Origin of the sequence: Shewanella sp. DNRA4 (genome assembly GCF_012843185.1) — a bacterium.
Taxonomy (GTDB): Bacteria; Pseudomonadota; Gammaproteobacteria; order Enterobacterales; family Shewanellaceae; genus Shewanella; species Shewanella xiamenensis.
In genome coordinates this window covers 124,444-145,516 of the sequence record NZ_JABAIP010000013.1, presented here as the reverse complement: position 1 = coordinate 145,516, position 21,073 = coordinate 124,444, and the positions used below count along the sequence as shown (strand labels likewise).

Annotated in this window: 20 protein-coding genes; 8 read left to right on the top strand and 12 right to left on the bottom strand. The window is 47.1% G+C overall.

What is annotated here, in order from left to right; translation table 11 throughout:
- Positions 1–32: 32 nt before the first annotated feature.
- Positions 33–464: a DUF1924 domain-containing protein gene (locus tag HG547_RS15335; RefSeq protein ID WP_037423065.1), complete on the bottom strand. Its 432-nt coding sequence runs from the start codon at positions 462–464 to the stop codon at positions 33–35.
- Between the two features lie 33 nt (positions 465–497).
- The gene (locus HG547_RS15330; RefSeq protein ID WP_169548296.1) at positions 498–1,094 is read right to left on the bottom strand and encodes a cytochrome b/b6 domain-containing protein; all 597 of its coding nucleotides are present in this window, start codon (positions 1,092–1,094) and stop codon (positions 498–500) included.
- 207 nt (positions 1,095–1,301) lie between these two features.
- Between HG547_RS15330 and HG547_RS15325 the strand changes: the two genes are divergently transcribed.
- Complete coding sequence (locus HG547_RS15325) at positions 1,302–1,724, top strand: DUF2809 domain-containing protein (RefSeq protein WP_169548295.1); 423 nt, start codon at positions 1,302–1,304, stop codon at positions 1,722–1,724.
- Positions 1,725–1,752: 28 nt separating this feature from the next.
- Positions 1,753–2,256: a hypothetical protein gene (locus HG547_RS15320; RefSeq protein ID WP_169548294.1), complete on the top strand. Its 504-nt coding sequence runs from the start codon at positions 1,753–1,755 to the stop codon at positions 2,254–2,256.
- A gap of 38 nt (positions 2,257–2,294) precedes the next feature.
- Here HG547_RS15320 and HG547_RS15315 read toward each other — a convergent pair whose 3' ends face one another.
- On the bottom strand, positions 2,295–3,815 hold the full coding sequence (locus HG547_RS15315) for an aldehyde dehydrogenase family protein (protein ID WP_169548293.1): 1,521 nt from the start codon (positions 3,813–3,815) through the stop codon (positions 2,295–2,297).
- 368 nt (positions 3,816–4,183) lie between these two features.
- On the opposite strand from HG547_RS15315, the gene HG547_RS15310 reads away from it, so the two are divergent.
- Positions 4,184–6,043 carry a sigma-54-dependent Fis family transcriptional regulator gene (locus tag HG547_RS15310; protein ID WP_169548292.1) on the top strand — a complete coding sequence of 620 codons (1,860 nt, stop codon included), beginning with the start codon at positions 4,184–4,186 and terminating at the stop codon, positions 6,041–6,043.
- A gap of 58 nt (positions 6,044–6,101) precedes the next feature.
- Here HG547_RS15310 and HG547_RS15305 read toward each other — a convergent pair whose 3' ends face one another.
- A complete protein-coding gene (locus tag HG547_RS15305) occupies positions 6,102–7,451 on the bottom strand; it encodes an ATP-binding protein (RefSeq protein ID WP_037423086.1) in 1,350 nt (449 codons plus the stop codon).
- Positions 7,452–7,465: 14 nt separating this feature from the next.
- Positions 7,466–8,152: a response regulator gene (locus HG547_RS15300; protein WP_037423088.1), complete on the bottom strand. Its 687-nt coding sequence runs from the start codon at positions 8,150–8,152 to the stop codon at positions 7,466–7,468.
- A 359-nt stretch (positions 8,153–8,511) separates the two neighbouring features.
- Between HG547_RS15300 and HG547_RS15295 the strand changes: the two genes are divergently transcribed.
- From HG547_RS15295 to HG547_RS15280, 4 genes are all read left to right on the top strand, one after another.
- On the top strand, positions 8,512–9,000 hold the full coding sequence (locus tag HG547_RS15295; RefSeq protein ID WP_169548330.1) for a Spy/CpxP family protein refolding chaperone: 489 nt from the start codon (positions 8,512–8,514) through the stop codon (positions 8,998–9,000).
- Positions 9,001–9,050: 50 nt separating this feature from the next.
- Positions 9,051–9,941, top strand: a complete 891-nt coding sequence (locus HG547_RS15290) for a cation diffusion facilitator family transporter (RefSeq protein WP_169548291.1) — start codon at positions 9,051–9,053, stop codon at positions 9,939–9,941.
- Positions 9,942–9,988: 47 nt separating this feature from the next.
- A complete protein-coding gene (locus HG547_RS20855) occupies positions 9,989–10,231 on the top strand; it encodes a hypothetical protein (protein ID WP_224021441.1) in 243 nt (80 codons plus the stop codon).
- A gap of 322 nt (positions 10,232–10,553) precedes the next feature.
- Positions 10,554–11,111: a porin family protein gene (locus HG547_RS15280; RefSeq protein WP_169548290.1), complete on the top strand. Its 558-nt coding sequence runs from the start codon at positions 10,554–10,556 to the stop codon at positions 11,109–11,111.
- A 68-nt stretch (positions 11,112–11,179) separates the two neighbouring features.
- Here the strand turns inward: HG547_RS15280 and glnG are convergent, their stop codons facing one another.
- The 7 genes from glnG to ovoA form a co-directional block, all read right to left on the bottom strand.
- On the bottom strand, positions 11,180–12,595 hold the full coding sequence (glnG, locus tag HG547_RS15275; protein WP_037423096.1) for a nitrogen regulation protein NR(I): 1,416 nt from the start codon (positions 12,593–12,595) through the stop codon (positions 11,180–11,182).
- Between the two features lie 37 nt (positions 12,596–12,632).
- The gene (glnL, locus tag HG547_RS15270) at positions 12,633–13,679 is read right to left on the bottom strand and encodes a nitrogen regulation protein NR(II) (protein ID WP_169548289.1); all 1,047 of its coding nucleotides are present in this window, start codon (positions 13,677–13,679) and stop codon (positions 12,633–12,635) included.
- Between the two features lie 121 nt (positions 13,680–13,800).
- Positions 13,801–14,334, bottom strand: coding sequence for a DUF4124 domain-containing protein (locus HG547_RS15265; RefSeq protein WP_169548288.1), 534 nt, complete (start codon positions 14,332–14,334; stop codon positions 13,801–13,803).
- A 294-nt stretch (positions 14,335–14,628) separates the two neighbouring features.
- Positions 14,629–15,786, bottom strand: coding sequence for an iron-containing alcohol dehydrogenase (locus tag HG547_RS15260; RefSeq protein ID WP_037425092.1), 1,158 nt, complete (start codon positions 15,784–15,786; stop codon positions 14,629–14,631).
- A 150-nt stretch (positions 15,787–15,936) separates the two neighbouring features.
- A complete protein-coding gene (locus HG547_RS15255; RefSeq protein WP_169548287.1) occupies positions 15,937–16,533 on the bottom strand; it encodes a TetR/AcrR family transcriptional regulator in 597 nt (198 codons plus the stop codon).
- A 113-nt stretch (positions 16,534–16,646) separates the two neighbouring features.
- A complete protein-coding gene (locus tag HG547_RS15250; RefSeq protein WP_169548286.1) occupies positions 16,647–16,958 on the bottom strand; it encodes a pyrimidine/purine nucleoside phosphorylase in 312 nt (103 codons plus the stop codon).
- Between the two features lie 655 nt (positions 16,959–17,613).
- On the bottom strand, positions 17,614–19,713 hold the full coding sequence (gene ovoA / locus HG547_RS15245) for a 5-histidylcysteine sulfoxide synthase (RefSeq protein ID WP_169548285.1): 2,100 nt from the start codon (positions 19,711–19,713) through the stop codon (positions 17,614–17,616).
- A 293-nt stretch (positions 19,714–20,006) separates the two neighbouring features.
- Between ovoA and HG547_RS15240 the strand changes: the two genes are divergently transcribed.
- The gene (locus HG547_RS15240) at positions 20,007–20,990 is read left to right on the top strand and encodes a 2OG-Fe(II) oxygenase (protein ID WP_169548284.1); all 984 of its coding nucleotides are present in this window, start codon (positions 20,007–20,009) and stop codon (positions 20,988–20,990) included.
- The last annotated feature ends 83 nt before the right edge of the window (positions 20,991–21,073 follow it).

Below are 21,073 nucleotides of genomic sequence, written 5' to 3'. Positions count from 1 at the left end.
TTTGCTTACTAAAATGGATGTGGATAACGCCTTTATTGCAAACTTAGCCACAGCAGTACGTCGCCTTTTTCTTGAGGCGTGCACTCGCGTTTAAAGGTCCAGTTACAGTTACGGTTAAACCATTTCTCAATCTTGGCCGCATCGGTTAAACGGTTACTGGTGAGCGACGGCGCCATGGCCTCAATGGGTTTTCGGGTATTTTGATGCATACCTGGGTCTGTCACCTTGGCGGTGTGACAGCTGGCACAGCTGCGATCCTCACTCTGCTGTAGCCACAGCGCTTGTCCTGCATCGGCGCTAAAGGGGCCTGCACCTTGTGCTTGATATTGTTGCAGTTGTAAGCCAATTCGCTCGGCACTGAGTGGCAAGCTGGCGACCTTGGTATTGGCGGCACTGGCATTAACACTGCTGAGTAGTAGCGCAGTGATTGCTAGTCCGATGCTGTGTTTATTCACGTAGTTCATTTCTGACTCCTTTGAACGGTCGAGTTGCGGCGGTTATTGATGTTCATCTTGTTGGATCAGCGGGCGCTGCTTTTTACCTGTCAGCATGGCTCTGACGAGGTTTTCCTTATGCAGCAGGCTGCTGACAATCACGCCGCCGATATGGGTAGCTATTAAAAACAGGCTGAAGTTGGCGGAAAACTCATGTACTTCCTTCAGTGTGCCCTCGGGCCAAGTAGCGAAAAAGCTTGTGGCCAGTGGACCTTGGCCATCGGTGGCATAAAGTGCCATGCCGGAGAAGCCAGTGAACCCTATGCTGAGGATTAGGGCGACTATCATCAGTGCGCCTGCGGGATTGTGGCCGATGTAATCCTTAGCCTTGCCCGTGAAGAGTTCCTTCAGGTAAGTCCAAGCGATGTTCGGACGGGTGACAAAGTTGATAAAACGCGCATGGTGAGTGCCAATCACGCCCCACAACAGGCGAAATACCAGCAGGGTTAAGATGCTGTAGCCGGCGTAACTGTGGATGTTCATCCATTCGTCTTCGCCTTCGGTGAGGTAGGCTAAGGTAAAAAAGCCCACCAATGACCAGTGAAAGATACGGATCAAGGGATCCCAGACGTTGATGTTTTGCTGCATATTTGAGGACATGATCTGTTGCTCCTAAGGTGGTGTGCTTGCAGGCTACTAAAGCCAAACTTAAACGACGCTTAAATTTTGCGGAGTGAACTTGCCCGCTGTTCTGATGAGTGAACTGGGTAAATAAGTGAGAAATCCATCGAACTAAGCTTGTTAAGGTATTGGTATTAAGCTAGATTTTGCCGCTTCATCTTCGATAGGTAAGGGAGCAACCTGTTTATGCCAGTCCATCTTTTTAGCCGTCAGCCCGAACGAAAATCTTTTTTAATTTATGCGGTGCTGTTGTTTATTATCGAAGTGTTGATCGCCCGTTTTGCGGCTTCGGGATTTATTCGCGGTTTTGTAGGTGACGTGTTAGTGGTGATCCTGTTGTTTTGCATGGCGCGCACGCTAGTGCCCGTGGTGAATGCAAAAGGGGAATCAATCAATCGCTTTTGGCACACGCCATGGTTGGCATTGGCTGTGTTGCTGTTTGCCTTCGCTATCGAATTTGGTCAGTATTGGGGCTTAGTGGACAAGCTGGGGCTGGGCGGTAACCGCTTGGCGCGAATTGTGATTGGTAGCCATTTCGATCCACTTGATTTGCTGGCGTATTTTGTGGGATACCTGATATTGATAGGCTTGTATTGGAAGCGAAATTAGCTATTTCAAGGCACAGGAAGGATACAGCATGCAGCCGATAACAGCCTTCACACTGCGAGTGTCCGATACCGAGGCGATCACTCAGCCTTTGTATTTCAATCAGCAAGCTACTGGGGTCAATATTGCGGGAAGGCAGCTTGAGGCCCAGTACCGCTGCACTTTACCCAATGGCACCCAAGGCTATCTACTGCTGACCTCCTACGATTGCCCCTTTGAAGAATCCTTAGAATTTAGCTTGCTTAATGATGCATATGGCTTGGTGACGACCACATCCTTAGCGAGGGAATATGGCTCATTTTTGCTTTACGCCCATTGGCCTATGGCTGAAAATCGCTTAAGACTGCACTTTTATAACCAGTTGTTTATGGATATCGTGATTGAACCTCGCCCGTCTTGGTTTACCTTGTCATCTAAACTATTACTGGTTGAAGTGTTGGCTCCTCGAGATGATCCTCATACTAAAGCCTCAATGGATGCATTGGCGCAGCGTTTGGCTGATGTCAGTCAATCACATGATAAATATCTAAAATAAAGGGCGCATCGATGCGCCCTTTGGTGTTAACCCTATCTTTAAAAGAACCCGAGCGGATTGATATCGTAACTCACCAATAGGTTTTTGGTGTTTTGATAGTGATTGAGCATCATCTTGTGGGTTTCACGGCCGATGCCTGACTTCTTATAACCACCAAAGGCTGCGTGGGCAGGATAGGCATGGTAGCAGTTAATCCATACGCGGCCAGCCTGAATGCCTCTGCCCATACGTTGGGCACGGTTCATATCCCGTGTCCACACGCCTGCACCAAGGCCGTATTCGGTATCGTTGGCAATTGCTAAGGCTTCGGCTTCATCCTTAAAGGTGGTGACCGAAATAACCGGACCGAAGATTTCCTCTTGGAAAATCCGCATCTTATTATTGCCTTTCATGATCGTTGGGCTGATGTAATAGCCTTTGCTTTGATCGCCTTCGAGCTGGCAGAGCGAGCCGCCTAAGAGCACCTGCGCGCCTTCATCTTTACCAATCGCGAGATAGCTTAAGATCTTATCGAACTGTTCTTGGGAGGCCTGTGCGCCCACTTGGGTTGCAGTATCCAGCGGGTTGCCCTGCTTGATGGTTTGCGCACGGGCGAGCACTTTTTCGATAAAGCGATCGTAAATCGACTCTTGGATCAGCACCCTTGATGGGCAAGTACAGACTTCGCCTTGGTTGAAGAAGGCCAGCAACATACCTTCGACGGCTTTATCTAAATACTCGTCTTCGTGGTCCATCACATCGGCGAAATACAGGTTAGGCGATTTACCGCCGAGTTCGACGGTCGATGGGATCAGTGATTCGGCGGCACATTTTAAGATGTGGTAACCCACTTCGGTGGAACCAGTAAAGGCCAGTTTAGCGATACGTTTGCTGGTGGCGAGGGCTTGGCCCGCTTCGGCGCCAAAACCGTTGACGACGTTAAGGATGCCGGGCGGCAGCAGATCTTCAATCAGTTCGAGTAGCACAAGGATAGAGACGGGCGTTTGCTCGGCGGGTTTAAGCACTACACAGTTACCTGCGGCGAGCGCGGGGGCGATTTTCCATGCCGCCATCAACAGCGGGAAGTTCCACGGAATGATTTGCCCGACGACACCCAATGGCTCTGGGAAATGGTAGCTGACGGTGTTGCCATCAATATCGGCGGCGCTGCCTTCCTGTGCTCGAATGCAGCCAGCGAAGTAACGGAAATGGTCTACAAACAGAGGCAAGTCGGCGTTGAGAGTTTCACGCACCGCTTTGCCGTTTTCCCAGGTTTCGGCAACGGCTAAGTATTCGAGATTTTGCTCAACGCGATCGGCGATACGCAGCAGTAAATTCGCACGCTCGGTGACTGAGGTTTTGCCCCAGACATCCTTAGCGGCATGGGCCGCATCGAGCGCCAGTTCGATATCGCGATAGTCGGAGCGGGGAATTTTACAGAAGTTTTGACCATTGACGGGGGAGCGATTATCGAAGTATTCGCCGTTAACTGGGGCGACCCATTTGCCACCGATAAAGTTGGCGTATTTTTCTTTGAAGTTAACGATGGCACCAGGAGTTCCGGGTTGAGCATAAATCATAGTGTTATTCCTTCTGTGGCTGCCGAAAACGCTAAATGTGTAGCGTCTCAGCATGGGTCTTGTTGAAATAGGTTTGAGCACTGTTGTTATTTTTATCCTTTGCCAATCGGATTGACTGACAAAGTTGTTGATTAAGTTGGTGTTCTCTTACGCAACACTTGAGTACTGCGTATAAACGGGTATCGCAAGGACAGTGCCAAACTGGCAGGAGTTGTACACTTGTTGAGCTAACAGTATGATGAAAAGCTAATTTTGCAGATCCAAAACAATAGGGCATTCAAGGATGGAAAGTTGCCCTGTGGTCATTTTGTCATCCAACGACACACCATAGGTGTGCCGAAATGGAACAGCGCTCGGGGAGCATGGCTATGACAGTAAAACCGCATTTTCCAACCACACAGGCATGGTTAGCCGATTCATGGCAGCGCAGCTTAGGTGCTGGCTTATCAGAGTTTCGTGCTGGTGAGGATCTCAGGCTCACGCGCGCAGAGCTCAAACATAAACATGAGCAATATCAGCAGCTCATCGAATTAGTACAATCCCATGCCTTGCCGCTGTTTAATCAACTGATGGCGCAATCCAATAGCCGGTTATTGCTCTCCGATGCTGACGGTTATGTGCTGAAACATTGGGGCGTGAGTCGTTATTCCAGTAAGTTAGCGGATGTAGCGCTTGATATTGGGGTTAACTGGCTTGAACAGTATAAAGGCACCAATGCCATAGGGACGGCGCTCATGGCCAAGCAAGCAGTCTCAGTGGTTGGAGAGCAGCATTTTATCCGCCAAAATCGTTTTATGAGTTGTACTGCTTGCCCGATTTTTTCACCCCAAGGCGAGATGCTTGGAGTGCTCGATATCACCAGTGAGCAACAGCGGCATTCACAGCAGACTTTAATGTTAGTGTCGAGTCTGGCACAGCAGGTCGAAACGGCGCTGCTGTGTCATCTGCCCGATAGCCATTATCGGATTGATTTAGCAGCCGAGCCGAGTTTATTAAGTTCTGGCTGGCAAGGCATAGTGATTGCCGACAGTGACGGGCGAATTGTGGGCTGTAATCCCATGGCAAAACAATTGCTGACTCAAGCCAAGCTGGGCGATAGCCTAGAGCTGCATTTGGGGGATAGCTGGACGCGTGCGGGGGGCTTTAATCGGGATTTGGCCCTGCACTTACAGACTCAGGCGTTGGGTGTTACGCAGACCAAAAGTGCGAAGACGATTCAAGATAAGCCGCAGAGTCAATTGGGGGTAAGATTTCGCGATCCCTTGCTTGAGCGGGCTTGGCAGCAAGCGAATAAGGTCATCACTAAACAAATCCCTTTGCTGGTGCTCGGTGAAACTGGGGTGGGTAAAGAGCAGTTTGTCAAAAAGCTCCATGCCCAGAGTTCGCGTCGCGCGCAGCCGTTAGTGGCGGTGAATTGCGCCGCCTTGCCCGCGGAGTTAGTTGAGTCTGAGTTATTTGGCTATCAGGCAGGGGCTTTTACTGGCGCTAATCGAACTGGTTTTATCGGTAAGATCCGCCAAGCCCACGGTGGCTTTTTATTCCTCGATGAAATTGGCGAGATGCCGCTGGCGGCGCAAAGCCGGTTACTCCGGGTGCTGCAGGAGCGTGAGGTCGTTCCTGTCGGCAGTAATCAAAGTGTTAAGGTCGATATTCAGATCATCGCCGCGACCCATATGGATTTAGAGTCGCTGGTGTCGCAGGGGCTGTTCCGTCAGGACTTGTTTTATCGCTTGAATGGATTGCAGGTGCGCTTGCCTGCGCTGCGTGAGCGGCAGGATATTGAGCGCATTATCCATAAATTGCACCGCCGTCACCGCAGCGGCCCACAAACCTTATGTGCTGAATTATTGGCGCAGCTAATGCGTTACGATTGGCCCGGCAATCTACGGGAGCTGGATAACCTAATGCAGGTGGCGTGTTTGATGGCCGAAGGTGAGGTTGTACTCGAGATCAATCATCTCCCCGATTACCTTGCTCAAAAGCTAATGGATCTGGCGTTTGAGCCGCACACCTTAACTGAGGTTGTTGAAGCCGAAACCACGGCGCATCCGCACGAACTGGCCGAGTCTAGCTCCGCCACCATCGACTCGCTCCATGGAACCATAAATCTGAACGTATTGCAGGCTTACCGTACTTGCGAGGGCAATGTGAGCCAATGTGCTAAGCGTTTGGGGATTAGCCGTAATGCCTTGTATCGCAAATTAAAACAGCTAGGGATTAAGAATTAACGGCAGTTGGTTGTTGATAATATAAGCCCCGCTAACAGTGTTAGCGGGGCTTATATTTTTAGGTCGGTAAACTGATATTGACTTCAAGGCCGTGTGGCTGACGATTCTCGGCTCTGATTTTACCTTTATGGGCGCTAATAGCCGCTTCGGTAATGGCGAGCCCTAGCCCCCAGCCCCCACTTTCCCGCTGCCTTGCCGAATCGGGGCGATAGAAGGGTTTGAAAATCGCTTCAAGCTCAGCAGGATCAATCCCCGGGCCATCGTCTTTAATGCTGATCAGTACTTGGCCGTTGGTTTGGCTCGCGCGCAGGTGAATATCGCTCTGGGCATAACGAATCGCGTTGCGCAGCAGGTTTTCTATCGCTCGGGACAGGGATTTCGGATAATGGCTGAGTTCGATGGCTTCATCGATATCGATAGTGATCTTTTTACCCTGTTGATCGGCTTCAAATTCGGCATCGTCCAATACTTGGCTTAGCGACTCGGCTAAGCCAAGGCGTACCTTGGTCTCATTGGTGCTAAGTTTGACCCGCGATAGCTCCAGCAGCTCGGCAATCAGTTGTTCTAATTGCTCTGCCTCGTAGGCAATGCGGTCGGTTTCTGTAGTTTGTTGGCCTTTCTTACGGGCCAGTGCCAGTGACAATTGCAGGCGGGTCAGTGGGGTGCGCAGTTCGTGGGAAATATCACCCATTAATCGCTGTTGATTTTTGACCATGGCCTCAATCGAGTCAGCCATGCTGTTAAACGCAGTGGCGAGTTGGCCGATTTCATCGTTACGTTGGGTGGTTGCCTTATCTACCCGATTACTGAGATCACCTTCGGCGAGGGCATCTGCACTTTTCTTGAGTGAACTGAGTGGCTTACCCAAATGCCAAGCGAGTAGGGCGCAGAGTAATCCCGACATCAGTATGGCCAAACTGAGGGTGAGTAGTTTGTTTTCGATAAAGAAGAAGAACCAGGGCCGAGGATGAATATCTGGCAGTCGACCATAGAGAAAATAGGTTTCTCCCTCCAGAGTAAATTGGTGTGGGCCAAATACTAATTCATCTTTAAATTGGTGGCTAATTGGCTGTTTTTCTTCATCGGCCATCAGCATAAAACTGCGTACACCACGGCTGATTCTATTGGTGTTAATCACTTGGCCTTGGCTATTGGTGAGATACAGCCGCAGTGGTTTGCCTTCCATATCTCGATGCCTCTCCCAGCGGCGCAGAAAATCGGACTTGAGCAGAGTTGGATTTTCTTGAATGCGCTGCGCTACGGTCGCCAGTACTTTTTGCAGGTGGGGCGGGATTGGGGCGCGGTCGTGATTTTGTTGCAACAAAGGCAACAGCCCGACTAAGGCAATAATCAACGAACTACAGAGCCAAAATCCGAGCAGTAATTTGATAAATAAGCGATTAGGCACAGTTGTTCCCGCCGTTATGGTAACCAGATATAACCTTTGCCACGTATAGTTTTCACCCTGGGTCTGCCATCGCTGCGCTCGGGAAGTTTTTTACGTAGATTCGAGAGGTGCATGTCTAGGCTGCGATCGAATGGCATCAATTTTTTACCCAGCACAATTTCATTGAGCTCTTCTTTATTCATCAACTCGCCAGCATGGAGCGCTAAGGTGTGCAGCAGAGTAAATTCTGTGCCCGTGAGGATGATCAGTTGCTCATTGCAATAGGCCTCTTGGCGAGTGGGATCTAAACGCAAATCACCAAACTCTTGCGCGGGTGTTGCATGAATTTCTTGGGCGGTTAAGTGTGAGCGGCGAATGATGGCGCGAATACGGGCGATAAGCTCCCTGTCGTTAAAGGGTTTAGGCAAATAGTCATCGGCACCGATTTCAAGCCCCACCACGCGGTCAATCTCATCGCCTCTAGCCGTGAGCATCAGCACCGGTGTTTGCTTGTGTTGGCGCAGGGCGCGCAGCACTTCAAAGCCATTTAATTTAGGCAACATGACATCGAGTAAGATCAAATCGTAATCTGCAGCCAAGGCAAGTTCTAAGCCTTGCTTACCATCGTAGGCTAACGTGAGTTTAAACCCTTCGAGTTCGAGTAATTGTCCAAGGAGTTCTGACAAACCGAGATCATCATCGATTAATAATATCCGACTCATAGTGTTCCTTAATCTGGGTGAACGGGTGCTGCAGACCGGCATGGGCTCAGTAAATCGCAGGCACTTTTAGTACTTTGCCTGAGTATACCCCTTTTGATGTCAATTGCTGTGTAGCAATGTAAGCCAAAGTAAAGAATAGAGAATCTGTTTTACCTAAGCGAGTTCCAGAGTCGAGTTTCTGCTCCTTAAGGTGGTTCGGGTATGGTTATTGGCGCAACTTTACACTGATTTACTCAGGTCACGACCTCACTTACATATGAGGCTTTAGACTGTTATCGTCGAAAGTGATTCGGCTTTTAAAAGGGTCGTCACTATTTCTTATCTTTACAACATGAAGTTGAATTATTGAGGTTAATATGATGAAAACATTATCTCCTTTAAAAGCAGGTCTATTTGCCATCTTAGCAAGCTCCGCAGTATTGGCGACAGCAGTGAGTGCTGAGCCTAGCCAAGGCTGTGAGCATTCTCGTGGTGAGTTTCATAAACGTGGCGATCGCATGGAGCATGATGGCATGCATAGAATGTTCGAAGGATTAGACTTAACTGATGCACAAAAAGCAGACATTAAAAAACTGTTTGCTGAGCAACGTGCAGCACGTAGTGATGATAGACCTTCGAAGGAAGAGCGTTTAGCGCACCGAACTGAAATGCATGGGTTGATCACCTCGGCCACCTTCGATGAGGCGCAAGCTAAGGCACTGCTGAGTGCTCAGCAGGAAAAACGTCTAACGCAAGCGATTGAAAGGATGAAGATGCAGAATCAAATTTACAATCTGCTGACGCCCGAGCAACAAGCTAAGTTTAAAGCGCGATTTGAAGCACAAGCTGCTAAAGAACCTCGCAGTTAAGCTTGTAAGCTGATATACAATAGAGTCATAGCTTCCCGATATAGACCCCTATGACTGAAACTTCCCAATACGATTTTTGGGTCAAATTAGCTAGTCGCGCTTCCGTGGCTACTGCTTTGACCCTTATCACAATCAAACTGTTAGCTTGGTTGTATTCCGGTTCTGCCAGTATGTTGGCATCCTTGACGGATTCATTCGCCGATGCACTCGCCTCGATTATCAATTTTATTGCCATTCGCTATGCTCTCGTTCCCGCAGATCATGACCACAGATATGGTCACGGCAAAGCTGAGCCATTAGCCTCGCTAGCGCAATCGGCTTTTATTATGGGATCGGCATTTCTGTTGCTATTTTATGGCGGCGAACGTTTGCTAAATCCTTCACCCGTTGAAAATGCCACCTTAGGCGTAGTGGTTTCTGTAGTCGCAATTGTGCTGACACTCGCCTTAGTTTTGCTGCAAAAACGGGCGCTAGCGGCAACGAATAGCACTGTGGTTGAAGCCGATTCGTTGCACTATAAGTCAGATTTATTTCTCAATGCCGCGGTGCTTTTAGCACTCATATTGTCTCAATATGGCTGGTGGTGGGCGGATGGTCTATTTGCAGTACTGATTGCCTGTTACATAGGCCGGCAGGCTTTTGATTTAGGTTACCGCTCGATTCAAGCATTGTTAGATCGTGAGTTAGATGAAGAAACCCGTCAGCGGATAAAACAAATTGCTAAGGAAGATCCAAGAGTATTAGGGCTTCATGATTTACGCACGCGCCAAGCAGGTAAAACCATTTTTATTCAATTCCATTTGGAGTTAGACGGCCATTTAAGCCTAAACGAGGCCCACAGTATTGCCGATACCATAGGGCTTAGGGTAAAGGCCGCCTTTGAAGATGCCGAGGTGATTATTCACCAAGATCCCGTACAAGTGGAGCCAATGACTCAATAACCGCGGTAAAACACTAAAGCGATTATTGGCATACCAAAGGAGTGGTTATGCCATGGATGCAGCTGCAGTCTCACCTGTTTGATGCTAATACGCGGCTCATCTGCCGTTATCATCGATTGTCGACTCGCTTTGAGTTGATTGCCGAGCATGTCCCCAGCGCGAGCGGGGGACTTGACTCAAACCTCTCTGATCATAATCTAGTGAATCTTCCTATGGGCGTTTGGAGCGAGCTTATCCTGCGTCAATCCTTATATTATTGGCCGAGAATTATTCCGTTCAATATTGCGTAGCGGGAGTATCGACTACATTTTTGGCCATTATTAATGTGGCGCAGCCGGGTAATTTGTGCACAATCGGGAAAAGTCATGATTAGTGAATGCCTCGATGAGCGAAAACGTCGTTCCCTTATTCGTTGGTGTTATTTCGCGATTATGAATGTATTGCGAGTCATTAGTTAATGCTTAAGTCTCTTCTCATACATGCTCGTTTTATTTAAAGCTGAATGCTTTCTGTATAAAGTGTATTTAGCCTTTACAAACTATTACTCTTATTTTGTGTTTGTTATATTATTCGCGGCGTTTACTACTTAAGTTAACTCATTAGGGAAATGTAATGAAAAAACTATCTTTAGTTGCGGGTTCTTTACTAGCAGTATTAGTGGCAGGCCAAGCTGTAGCGGCAGCTGACACCACAGGTTTTTATGTGGGTGGTGCACTAAATCGCGTGACTGTTGATGTGCTTGATGATGCAGAAACAGGGACAGGTTTCGGTGTATACGGTGGTTACAACTTTAACGAATGGTTTGGTTTAGAGGCGAATTTATTTGCAACTGGCGATTTAGGCGATAAGGATGTCGATATTTCTGCGGGTGCACTTACTTTTACACCTAAGTTTACTATGCAAATCAATGATATGTTCTCAGCTTATGCAAAGGTCGGTGTTGCATCTATGGCTATGAATATTGACGGTTTTGGTTTTGATGAAGATTTCACAGGCTATGGCTGGACCTACGGTGTTGGTATTAACGCTGCTGTGACAGAGCATTTAAATGTTCGCTTGAGTTACGATGTTACTAGCGGTGATTTAGACGCTGACCACAATTATTTAAATGTGAAAGATATCGATACCGATATTAAACAACTGGCGATTGGTGTGCATTACCAGTTCTAATTATTTAGATTAAATCTAAATAATAAAAAAGGGATAGTGATATCCCTTTTTTGCTTTTAAATGGATGGTTAATCCATAGACAATTCTTTCAGTTTTCGCGTTAAAGTATTTCTTCCCCAGCCTAAACGTTTTGCCGCTTCTTGTTTATGCCCTTGTGTATGTCGCAATGCGGTTTCGAGTAATATGCGCTCAAAGGCAGGCTGTACTTCGGTTAATAAATCGCTATTTCCCTCAGACAGTTTTTGGTCGATCCACTCGGTGAGTGCTGATTGCCAATCTTGGCTGCCTTTCGCCATTGGATTAATACTGGTAGGTTCCTTAAGTAACTCGGGCGGCAAGTCTTGGGGCAGGATTTCTTGTCCTGAGGCCATGACGGTGAGCCAGCGACAAGTGTTCTCGAGTTGCCTAACGTTGCCCGGCCATGGCAATTGCGATAGCTTAGCGGCGGTCTCCTTGGTGAGGATTTTGGCTTCGACACCAATCTCCTTGGCGGCGGAGGCTAAAAAGTGGCTTGCGAGTTGAGGAATATCCTCACGGCGTTGTGACAGCGGTGGCAAATGGATACGAATCACATTGAGGCGGTGGAATAAGTCTTCCCTAAATCCGCCTTTTAGGACTAATTGCTCTAGGTCTTGGTGGGTGGCAGCAATAATGCGCACATCCACTTGTACAGCACTGTGGCCGCCGACTCGATAAAACTGTCCATCGGCGAGAACCCGTAGCAAACGGGTTTGCACGTCTAGCGGCATATCGCCGATTTCATCTAAAAACAGGGTGCCGCCGTTAGCTTGCTCAAAGCGCCCTTGACGCACGTTAGCCGCACCAGTAAATGCGCCTTTTTCATGGCCAAACAGTTCTGATTCGATTAAATCCTTGGGAATCGCCGCCATATTCAAGGCGATAAAAGGTTTATCCTTGCGCGGACTGTGCTTATGCAGTGCGCCTGCAACTAGCTCTTTACCTGTGCCTGATTGGCCATTGATCAGCACGCTGATTGAAGAGCGCGACAACCTACCAATGGCACGAAACACCTCCTGCATCGCGGGGGCTTCACCGATAATTTCGGGGGTTTTGACTTGAGTTTCCTGCGCCGCTGGCGTTGGACTTTGCTCTGTTGCATGGGTCAGCGCACGCTCAACGAGGGAAATTGCTTCATCAATATCAAAGGGTTTTGGCAAATACTCAAACGCCCCAGCCTGATAGGCACTCACGGCACTGTCTAAGTCCGAATGCGCCGTCATGATGATAACGGGAATATGCGGATAGTGGATTTGCAGTCTTTCAAGCAGAGTTAAGCCATCGGTGCCCGGCATACGAATATCCGAGACGATGACCCGTGGTTGGGCAATCTCTAATGCTTGCCAAAGTGATTCGGCCGCAGCAAAGCTGGCGGTGCTGAGTTTAGCGCCTTGGAGCGCTTTTTCGAGCACCCAACGTATTGAGCTATCATCGTCGAGGATCCACACTTGTTCACTGATTCGCATTTTGCTTCCTCATACGGTATGTGTTGGTTTTGCTTAATTATTTGGCACTTAAAATCGGTAGAGAGATAATAAATTCTGTGTGTCCTAGGCTGGAGACGCAATCAATTCTGCCCGAGTGTAATCTGGCAATGTTGTGGGCAATCGATAGACCCAGCCCAGAACCTTGCTCACGGCTGGTGACCATGGGATAAAACAGTGTGTCCATGAGCTCAGGTGGAATGCCTGGGCCATTGTCGATAATGGACAGGGTCAGTACGAGCTTGTGGCGCTGCGAACCGATAGTGACCTGATGTTGCGTGCGGGTGCGGATTAGGATTTCGCCACCTGTATGCTCAAGGGCTTGCACCGCATTCTGCAAAATATTCAGCACGGCTTGCTGCATTTGATCTGGGTCCATCTCGATATCGGGGATCGAGGGATCATAATCCCGCTTCAACTGGATATTGGCTGGCAGTGCGATTTCCACCAACTTGTACACTTTTTGCACCACTTGATGAATGTTATGCAGGCTATGTTGAGTGGGGCGCTGCGGTCCGAGCAGTCGGTCGACTAAGCTACGCAGCCGATCAGCTTGTTCGATGATGAGATTAGTAAATTCCTTTTGCGCGGGATCGTCGAGTTCCCGCGAGAGCAATTGCGCTGCGCCACGCAAGCCGCCTAAGGGGTTTTTAATCTCATGGGCTAAGTTACGCACTAAGAATTGTGCCGCCTGCTGCTGTGCATCTTGGCTAAGTTGCTGGTGGATACGTCGTTGTTGGTCGACTTGCCTAAGTTCAAGCAGGCTCAGCTGTGCTTCATCCTCGAGCGGGATCAGTGTCAGATCGACTGTGTGATGCTGGGCATCTAAGGTGACTAACGTCGCGGTGTTAACGGTGAGACTTTGCCCAGCCTTTACCGCATCGCTAAGGAGCTGAGCGTCGACACCGAGCGCTTGATAATGCTCGGGTAATGCTTGTTCGACTAGCCTGTGGCTACCGACACCTAACAGTTGCTCTGCAGCGGCGTTGGCATAACAAGGCTTAAGATCCTTATCTATTACCAGTACCGCGGTCACTAAATGATTGAGCAGAGTCTCTTTATCCATCTACCGTTCCTGAAAATAGGGTTGCACCCTTATGTTGCACCGATTTGGTGCATGCTGCAACTCGACTTCGTCAAACGGCTTAATGTATTGCTTGCAACCTAACTAATTATTATTAAACAATTTAATTTGATTTTGGTTGCTTTTTAGGTGCTGGAGTCATCGCCGCTTGATGAAGAAATATCTTTCTTGGTGAGCTAGATGCAAAGACTTTGCCGTTTTGAGTCATCGCATCGACAACAATGGTATGTTCACCTCTGTCGATGTTGTTCAACTGAAATGTGCCGCCAATTTGGGGTTGGCCGATGGCTTTACCATCGAGTTTAAGGGCCATCAAATATTGGCTCTTGATTTCAGGGGTTACTGTGGCTGTGACTTGGAAATCGCCATTATTATCCCTGACGGTTTCCTCTTCTTCAGGGGAAGTTATGACGATTTGGTATTTGGTTTGTTCAATGGCTTGCGAGTCATTTGTATCAGGGTTTACGGAGGGAAGGGTAATTTGGTTTAGTGTTTTTTCTTTTAATTCAACAATCTCAGCATTTGGATGTGGCTCATCGGAATAATGAACTTTACCGTCCTTATCGACCCACTTATATACTGTTGCCTGCGCGAATAAGCTAAGCAGCACTAAGCTGATGAGAGTAAATAAACGCATGCAAAAATCCTTTTATCAGTAAGATAAGATTATCCAAGAGTAGTCGTTTTTTCATCAAAAATCATGGTGTTTGTGCATCAGTAATGAGGATTTATCGGCGATAAACGGGTTTACAAGATGACAAGGTGTGACTGAATTATGTCGCCAACGCCATTACAAATATTTCTTTAAAACTTGATGCCCCTAAGTGTGAGTACCCTTTGCCCCGTTTGAGGGAATATCAACGCACCATTATGGTGCGTTGATAGTGTAAAGTCTCACGGCAGCATGGGATTGCAGAGGTGTGAGATTGAACTATAAGGCGAGGGTTAAAATATCGCGGCTCATGGCGGGATCGATATTGCCATGTTCACCTAAGGCAACCATGCCATGTTTCTCGAGTTGAGCAACAACCGCATCGACAGCTTCTTTACCTAAATCATAGCCAGATAAGTGCGTTGCAATGCCCATGGCTTCGAAAAATGCTTGGGTTTTCGCAATCGCGGCCTCGATTCGTTCGTCTTCGGAGCCTGTGGTGATATGCCATACTCTGTCTGCAAATTGCAGTAATTTTTCACGCTTAGCCGTTTTTGTGCAGCGTAATAGTGCTGGCAATACAATGGCTAAGGTACGCGCATGGTCAATATCATAGAGTGCGGTGAGCTCATGGCCAATCATGTGAGTTGCCCAATCGTGCGGAACGCCTGTGGCAATCGTGCCATTGAGTGCCATGGTTGCGACCCACATCAGGTTGGCGCGGATATCGTAATCTTCAGGTTTTGTGAGTGCTTGTGGGCCTAATTCAATCAAAATTTGCAGTAAACCTTCGGCAAATCTGTCCTGCACCGCAGCATTGACTGGGTAGGTGAGGTATTGCTCGGTGATATGCACAAACGCATCGACAACACCGTTCGCCACTTGTCTTTCCGGTAGGGTAAAGGTTTTGGTGGGATCGAGGATGGAGAATTGTGGATACACTAAATCGTTACGGAATGGCAGCTTTGCTTTCAAAGATTTACGGGTCACCACACTGGCGTTGTTCATCTCTGAACCTGTGGCCGGTAGGGTTAATACCGAGCCAAATGGCATGGCTTTGGTCACCTTGGTGCCCCAGCTCGTGAGAATATCCCAAGGCTCGCCTTCAAATACCGCAGCCGCGGCAACAAACTTAGTGCCATCGATGACCGAACCGCCACCAACGGCGAGTAAGAAGTCGATATGTAATTCACGTACTTGCGCGACCGCTTGCATCAGAGTTTCGTAGGTCGGATTGGGTTCGATCCCCTCAAATTCGACCACAAAACGATTTCCAAGCGCTTGTTTTACTTCAGCTAAGGTACCTGTACGTTTGGCGCTGCTGCCGCCAAATAGCACCATAACTCTGGCATTGCTAGGCACTAAGGTGTCGATTTCAGCTATGGTATTTTTACCAAAATGAATACGAGTTGGATTGTAGTAGGTGAAATTAAACATACTGCTATTTGTCCTATGGTTGGAAAATAAATTTAGTAGACCAGTCGTCTAGATTTGTTTGGCTACTAAATGATAAATCAAGCCGACGAGGCGATATTTCATTGTTTATTAACGGGTTACTGATTAATTGGTGTGCCAGTGTTGCTGGCATTAACCCATGGTTTTGGTCTTTAAAATAGATTCTGTCATTGCAAGGGCGCGCTCTAAAGCTGCGCGGCTGTGGCCGAGTTTATTCATCAAACTGGCGCCGAGCCACATGTGATACAACAACTCTGCTGTTGCCTGAGCATCCTGTTCACAGATGGATTTATCGGCAATCCCCACTTGAATGCACTGGGTTAAGCGCTCAATGATGCCAGCCGACCCCCTTAAAAGCACAAGGCGCATAGCCTCAGAGAGATCGGCAACCTCAGCACTTAACTTAACGACTAGGCATTTTTGATCGATACAACCGTCCTGTTGTACGTGCAACCATCTTTGCCAGTATTGCATTTGGCGATCAAAGCCTGAGAGCTGTGGGTTGGCAAATAAGCTATCAAGCTCTGTTTGGTATTGCTCAAAATAACTGGTTAACAGTGCCTCACCGAATTGCTCTTTGGATTCAAAGTAATGGTAAAACGAGCCTTTTGGTACTTGGGCGGTCTTGAGTAATTGGGCTAAACCTAGACACGAAAAGCCTTGCTTAACGATCAGCGAGTAACCGACGTCGAGAATATGCTGACGGGTTGATTGGGTTTCTGTTTTCATGGCGCAGGAGTCTATAGCAAATTAGACCAGTCGTCTAGTGATTGGTTTTTATACAGACGTATTATGTAAATAGAGGAATGCTCAGTTGACTAAGCATTCCATCGACTTGAACGCTATAGATAGCTGCAGCAATATTCTGCTATGTCGCTATTGCGAATTTTAAAGCTGACATTGGCCGCGAGTTCAAATTGACTGCCTTCGCTAAAGGTTTGCCAAGTTGAGCTATTTGGCAGTAATACCTCAAAACTGCCGCTGGTAACTTGCATGATTTCACCCTGCGAGGTGGAAAACTCGTATTCTCCTGGAAGCACTACGCCTAGGGTTTGTTTACTACCGTCACTGAAAAATACACTGCGGCTAGCGACCTTACCCTCAAAATAGATATTGGCTTTTTTGGCTACTGCTACTTGCTCAATTCGTTCCATCCCGTGCTCCAATTACTTTATATTTATGAATATGTATGCAATTCAAAGTTATTTTAATTCTGTCGTCAATATGATTTTTTACTCTGTAGCTGCTTAATAAATAGGATGTTGTGTACACAGGATTTGTTTTGGGTGTAAGTGCATAAAATTTCTAAGTTATTCTATGTTATTACTCGTTGGTGCTGGCATACCCAATAAAATAATCTGGCTTAGCAACCATAGTGCAGGTGATGGCTGGATGAAGTACTTTATATTAGGTTAAAGACTTCTGATAGAGCTCCATTATGCTTCGACTTGCCTAAAGCACTTTGAACTTGCGCTGAATGAACAGATGTTTTATGCCATTGGTATTAGGGCGTGTTCACGTTTCGAGATTAGATTTTGTTCGTTCTGGCAAGCACGTGCTCGCGAAACGAGGAATGATGTGTCGTTATTCTACTGAAACGTCAACACGCCCTAGTAGAGGAATACAGTGCTGTGATAAGCCTAGCCGCTTCCAGAACAGAGAGTTTATTGGCTTAGTAAATCAACTTGGTTATCGGTAAGCAATATCAAAAGCAGATCCTTGCCATTGGGGCCGCGAATGTCACAGAGCTGTCTGTTATGCATCCGCCAGAAGTGATTCTCTGGCGGATTTTTTCTTTAATGTTCTCGGTTATCGTTTACGCCAGATCGTCATTTCTGAGAGGGAATGTTGGAACTTGCGTTTAGTTTCACGGATAACAAAGGGGATTTCCTTAACCGCGACTAGCTCAAATTGGCCGATCAAGGTTTCGGTCAACCCATCTAAAGTGGTGAAATTTTCTCCTTTCACTTTAATACCTCCGAGCCATTTCTCTTTTGGTGTGTAATCTTCAAGCCAAGTATAAGGTGATGCAATCACTAGGTAGCCACCTTGGTTAATGCGTTGGCCAATACTGGTGAGGAAATGTTTGGGATCGTTCAACCTGTCGATAAGGTTTGAGGCATAAACTAAGTCGTAACCTGTGTAGATGGGCTTAAGATTACAGGCATCACCTTGCATGAAGTTGACTTTTTTGGCTTCTTCCTGGTAGCCCAGTTTAGCAAGGCTGACACTCTTAAACTCTTGTAAATCGCCCTCGGTGCGGATGGTATAGCGTTTTTCGCCTTGTTCAGTCAGCGCGTAGGCTTGTTGAATAAAACGAGCCGAAAAATCGATACCGTCAACATGGTCGAACACTTTAGCTAACTCAACGCTGGCTCGGCCCACCGAACAGCCGATGTCTAATGCCTTCGCGGTATGCTCAAGTTGGATTTCGTTTAACGCCTGTTGAACGCCATTAACGCAGAAATTCGGGACGCCAAAATATTGAGCGCCATAATGGAATTCTAAATATTGAGAAATCAGTTCATCGGTTTCGTACACATTAACCTCGGCCATTTGCTCTGGGTTTTGCAGGGACTCCACATAACGAAATCCGGCATGTTGGTAGAAGTGACGGCGAAACGCGTAGCGAGAGGCTGCAATGGCTTCATTGCCCGTCGAGATCCAAGAGCCCCCTTTAATCAGGTTATGTTTACCATCGAAAGTTGGCGTTGAAAAATCATCGTAGAGTGGATGCACTGCAAAGCCATTAAAACCATCGATAGCAGTTTCGGTCCATTGCCAGACATTACCGACAATGTCGTAAAATTCATTATGTTTAAAGCGATTTACCGGACAAGAGGAAGCGTAGTAGGCCAGCGAGATATTCCCTGGTACTTCTTGCCAGTCGGGGGCATCGGTTGGAATATTTTCTCGTAAAATATACCATTCCGCCTCAGTCAGAAGGCGGATGTTGCTTTGAGTCTGGCGCGCTTTCCAATAACAAAACGCTTTAGCTTCGAGTTGATTGACTTCAACTGGCCAATTAAGGGGAAGTGGAATTTCGCTGGTAAGATTTCGTTGCCACCATTTGCCCTCATATCGGCGCCAAAAACGTGGCATCTGGGCTTGAGTGTAAGCCAGCCATGCACGACCTTCTTCATTCCAAAACTCGGGCGATTGATAGCCACCGGCTTCAACAAAGCCCAAATATTCTTGATTACTTACTAAATATTTTGAGGCTTTAAAGTCTGCCACTTTAAAGCTCTTATTGCCGTATTCGTTGTCCCAGCCGTAGGTTTCATCTTGCTCTTTTTTACCTAAAGTGATTTTTTTGCCCGCCACAGCAATCAGCTGGTTAGCGTCTATCGTTCCATAGTCTTGGCACTCAGGCCAGTGAACATTTGGGGATACTTCCTCTAAAGGCAACTGACGGATAATGACTGATGAGGTTTCTAAATGGATACGTTCATGCTCAATCCCCATCAAAATGACCCAAGCAGGACTGTCCTGAGTGATAGGCAAGGTGATTGGCATAGTATCAATTAATTGGTTAACAACGCGATTTACCTTGTCTCGATAGTCTTTTACCTCGGTGACCGTTGGCCATTGGTAGTGGGTTTCATTGAGATCGTCCCAAGACATCTCGTCAACACCAATAGCAAACATCGACTCAAAATGATCGTTGACTCTGTCTTCAAGATATTTGCCCAGTTTGAGCTTATTGATGTAGAAGGTCGCGGTGTGGCCAAAGTAAAAAATCAGCGGATGGCGTAAAGGCTCGGCTTTTAAATAATAGGCATGGTCGTGTTTTATCAACTCGAAGAGCGACTCATAGAGCGTCCAAGTTTGGTTGAAGTAGTGCTTAAGCGCTTGACGTTTTAGCGTTTCATTATCACCCGTAAGTTTGAGTGTTTGCAAAACAGGCATGTTCGATTTCTCCATAGGGCAAGCGGGTGCCATTGTTGTTGCCATGGGTTGTCAGGCTCAATACGTCACGGTTGGTTATCGGATCACTTTACCAACAAAATGTGGCAGTTATTTATCTGAGTTTTCAAGCTAACAGAAACCAAGCCTGAGATGAAACTAGGATTGTATTTTTGTACTCAAGATTGATAGAGACAAAAGACGATAAAACGATCGATTGTAAATAAAATGTTTCATCACTGATGTGATTCAGTTTTAATGAGCATAGTTGGGTTGAGTTGTGAATAGGTTTTTATATGCAGCAGTTATTTGTTCAATTATTAGAAGAGCGTTATTTCAATCGTTTGCCTGAGGCGTTAGTACTTAAGTTGGCAACTGAGTCGGCTGATTTTGTGCGTTTTTGGTTAGTTCACTGCATGCGTAGCATGGTTTCTGAAAGAGAGCTGGCCATCGCTTTGTTTTTTAGTGCTGAGTGGGAGCTAGAGGAGTTGGCGAGTTTAAAATCGTTCTGGGGTTCCTATGTTTTGATGGAAGATCCTCTGCAAGCGCAAGAAGTTAAAGCGAAATTTTGTTATTTCGTACCTTGGCTAAAAACGATTACGCCCCGCCACGCTGATGCGATCAATGTGTTTGCTGCGCTATTGGCTTTTGAGCGCTGGCCGACTTCAGCCGGGAAGCAACTGCAATCGGCAACGCTGTCCCAATCCCAACTCCCAGTGAATTTATTAGACGATATTAAGAGATTCTCATTGCCCCATTTGCGGCCTATTACTGTGTATGGACATCAGGGAAAGGGGAGTGTCGAAAGCGGTATCCGCAACAACATGCATTACCCCACACCGATTCCTAATGACAATCTTGCAATGGCTTGTGTTGAAAGAGTCATTGCCAAGTTTGCAGGGGTTAAGTTGGCGTTTGCGGAACCCATAGTTGTACTTAGGTACGAGCCTGGCCAGTTTTATCAATGGCATTATGACGCAATACATGCATATACGGCTGAAATTGAAGCCGAATTGGCACGTTTTGGCCAAAGGTCAAAAACGGCTATTTTGTATCTTAATGATGATTTTGACGGAGGCGAAACGGAGTTCAAGGCACCTTATATACAAGTCAAACCTGAGACTGCCGCTATTTTGGTTTTTGACAACACGGATCAAACAGGTAAACCCATTCCTTCCTCATTGCACCGCGGCTGTGAGGTAACAGCGGGGCAAAAATGGGTTTGTACCCAGTGGTTTAGAGATAAGCCGTTTTGGTTAAGAGCGGGCTTGTTCGGCTAGCTTTATCTGTATTTGATAAAGGAATTGCCGTTTACTGGATTGCGCAAAGATAAAATTATTTTATCTTTGGGCAGTATTTTATC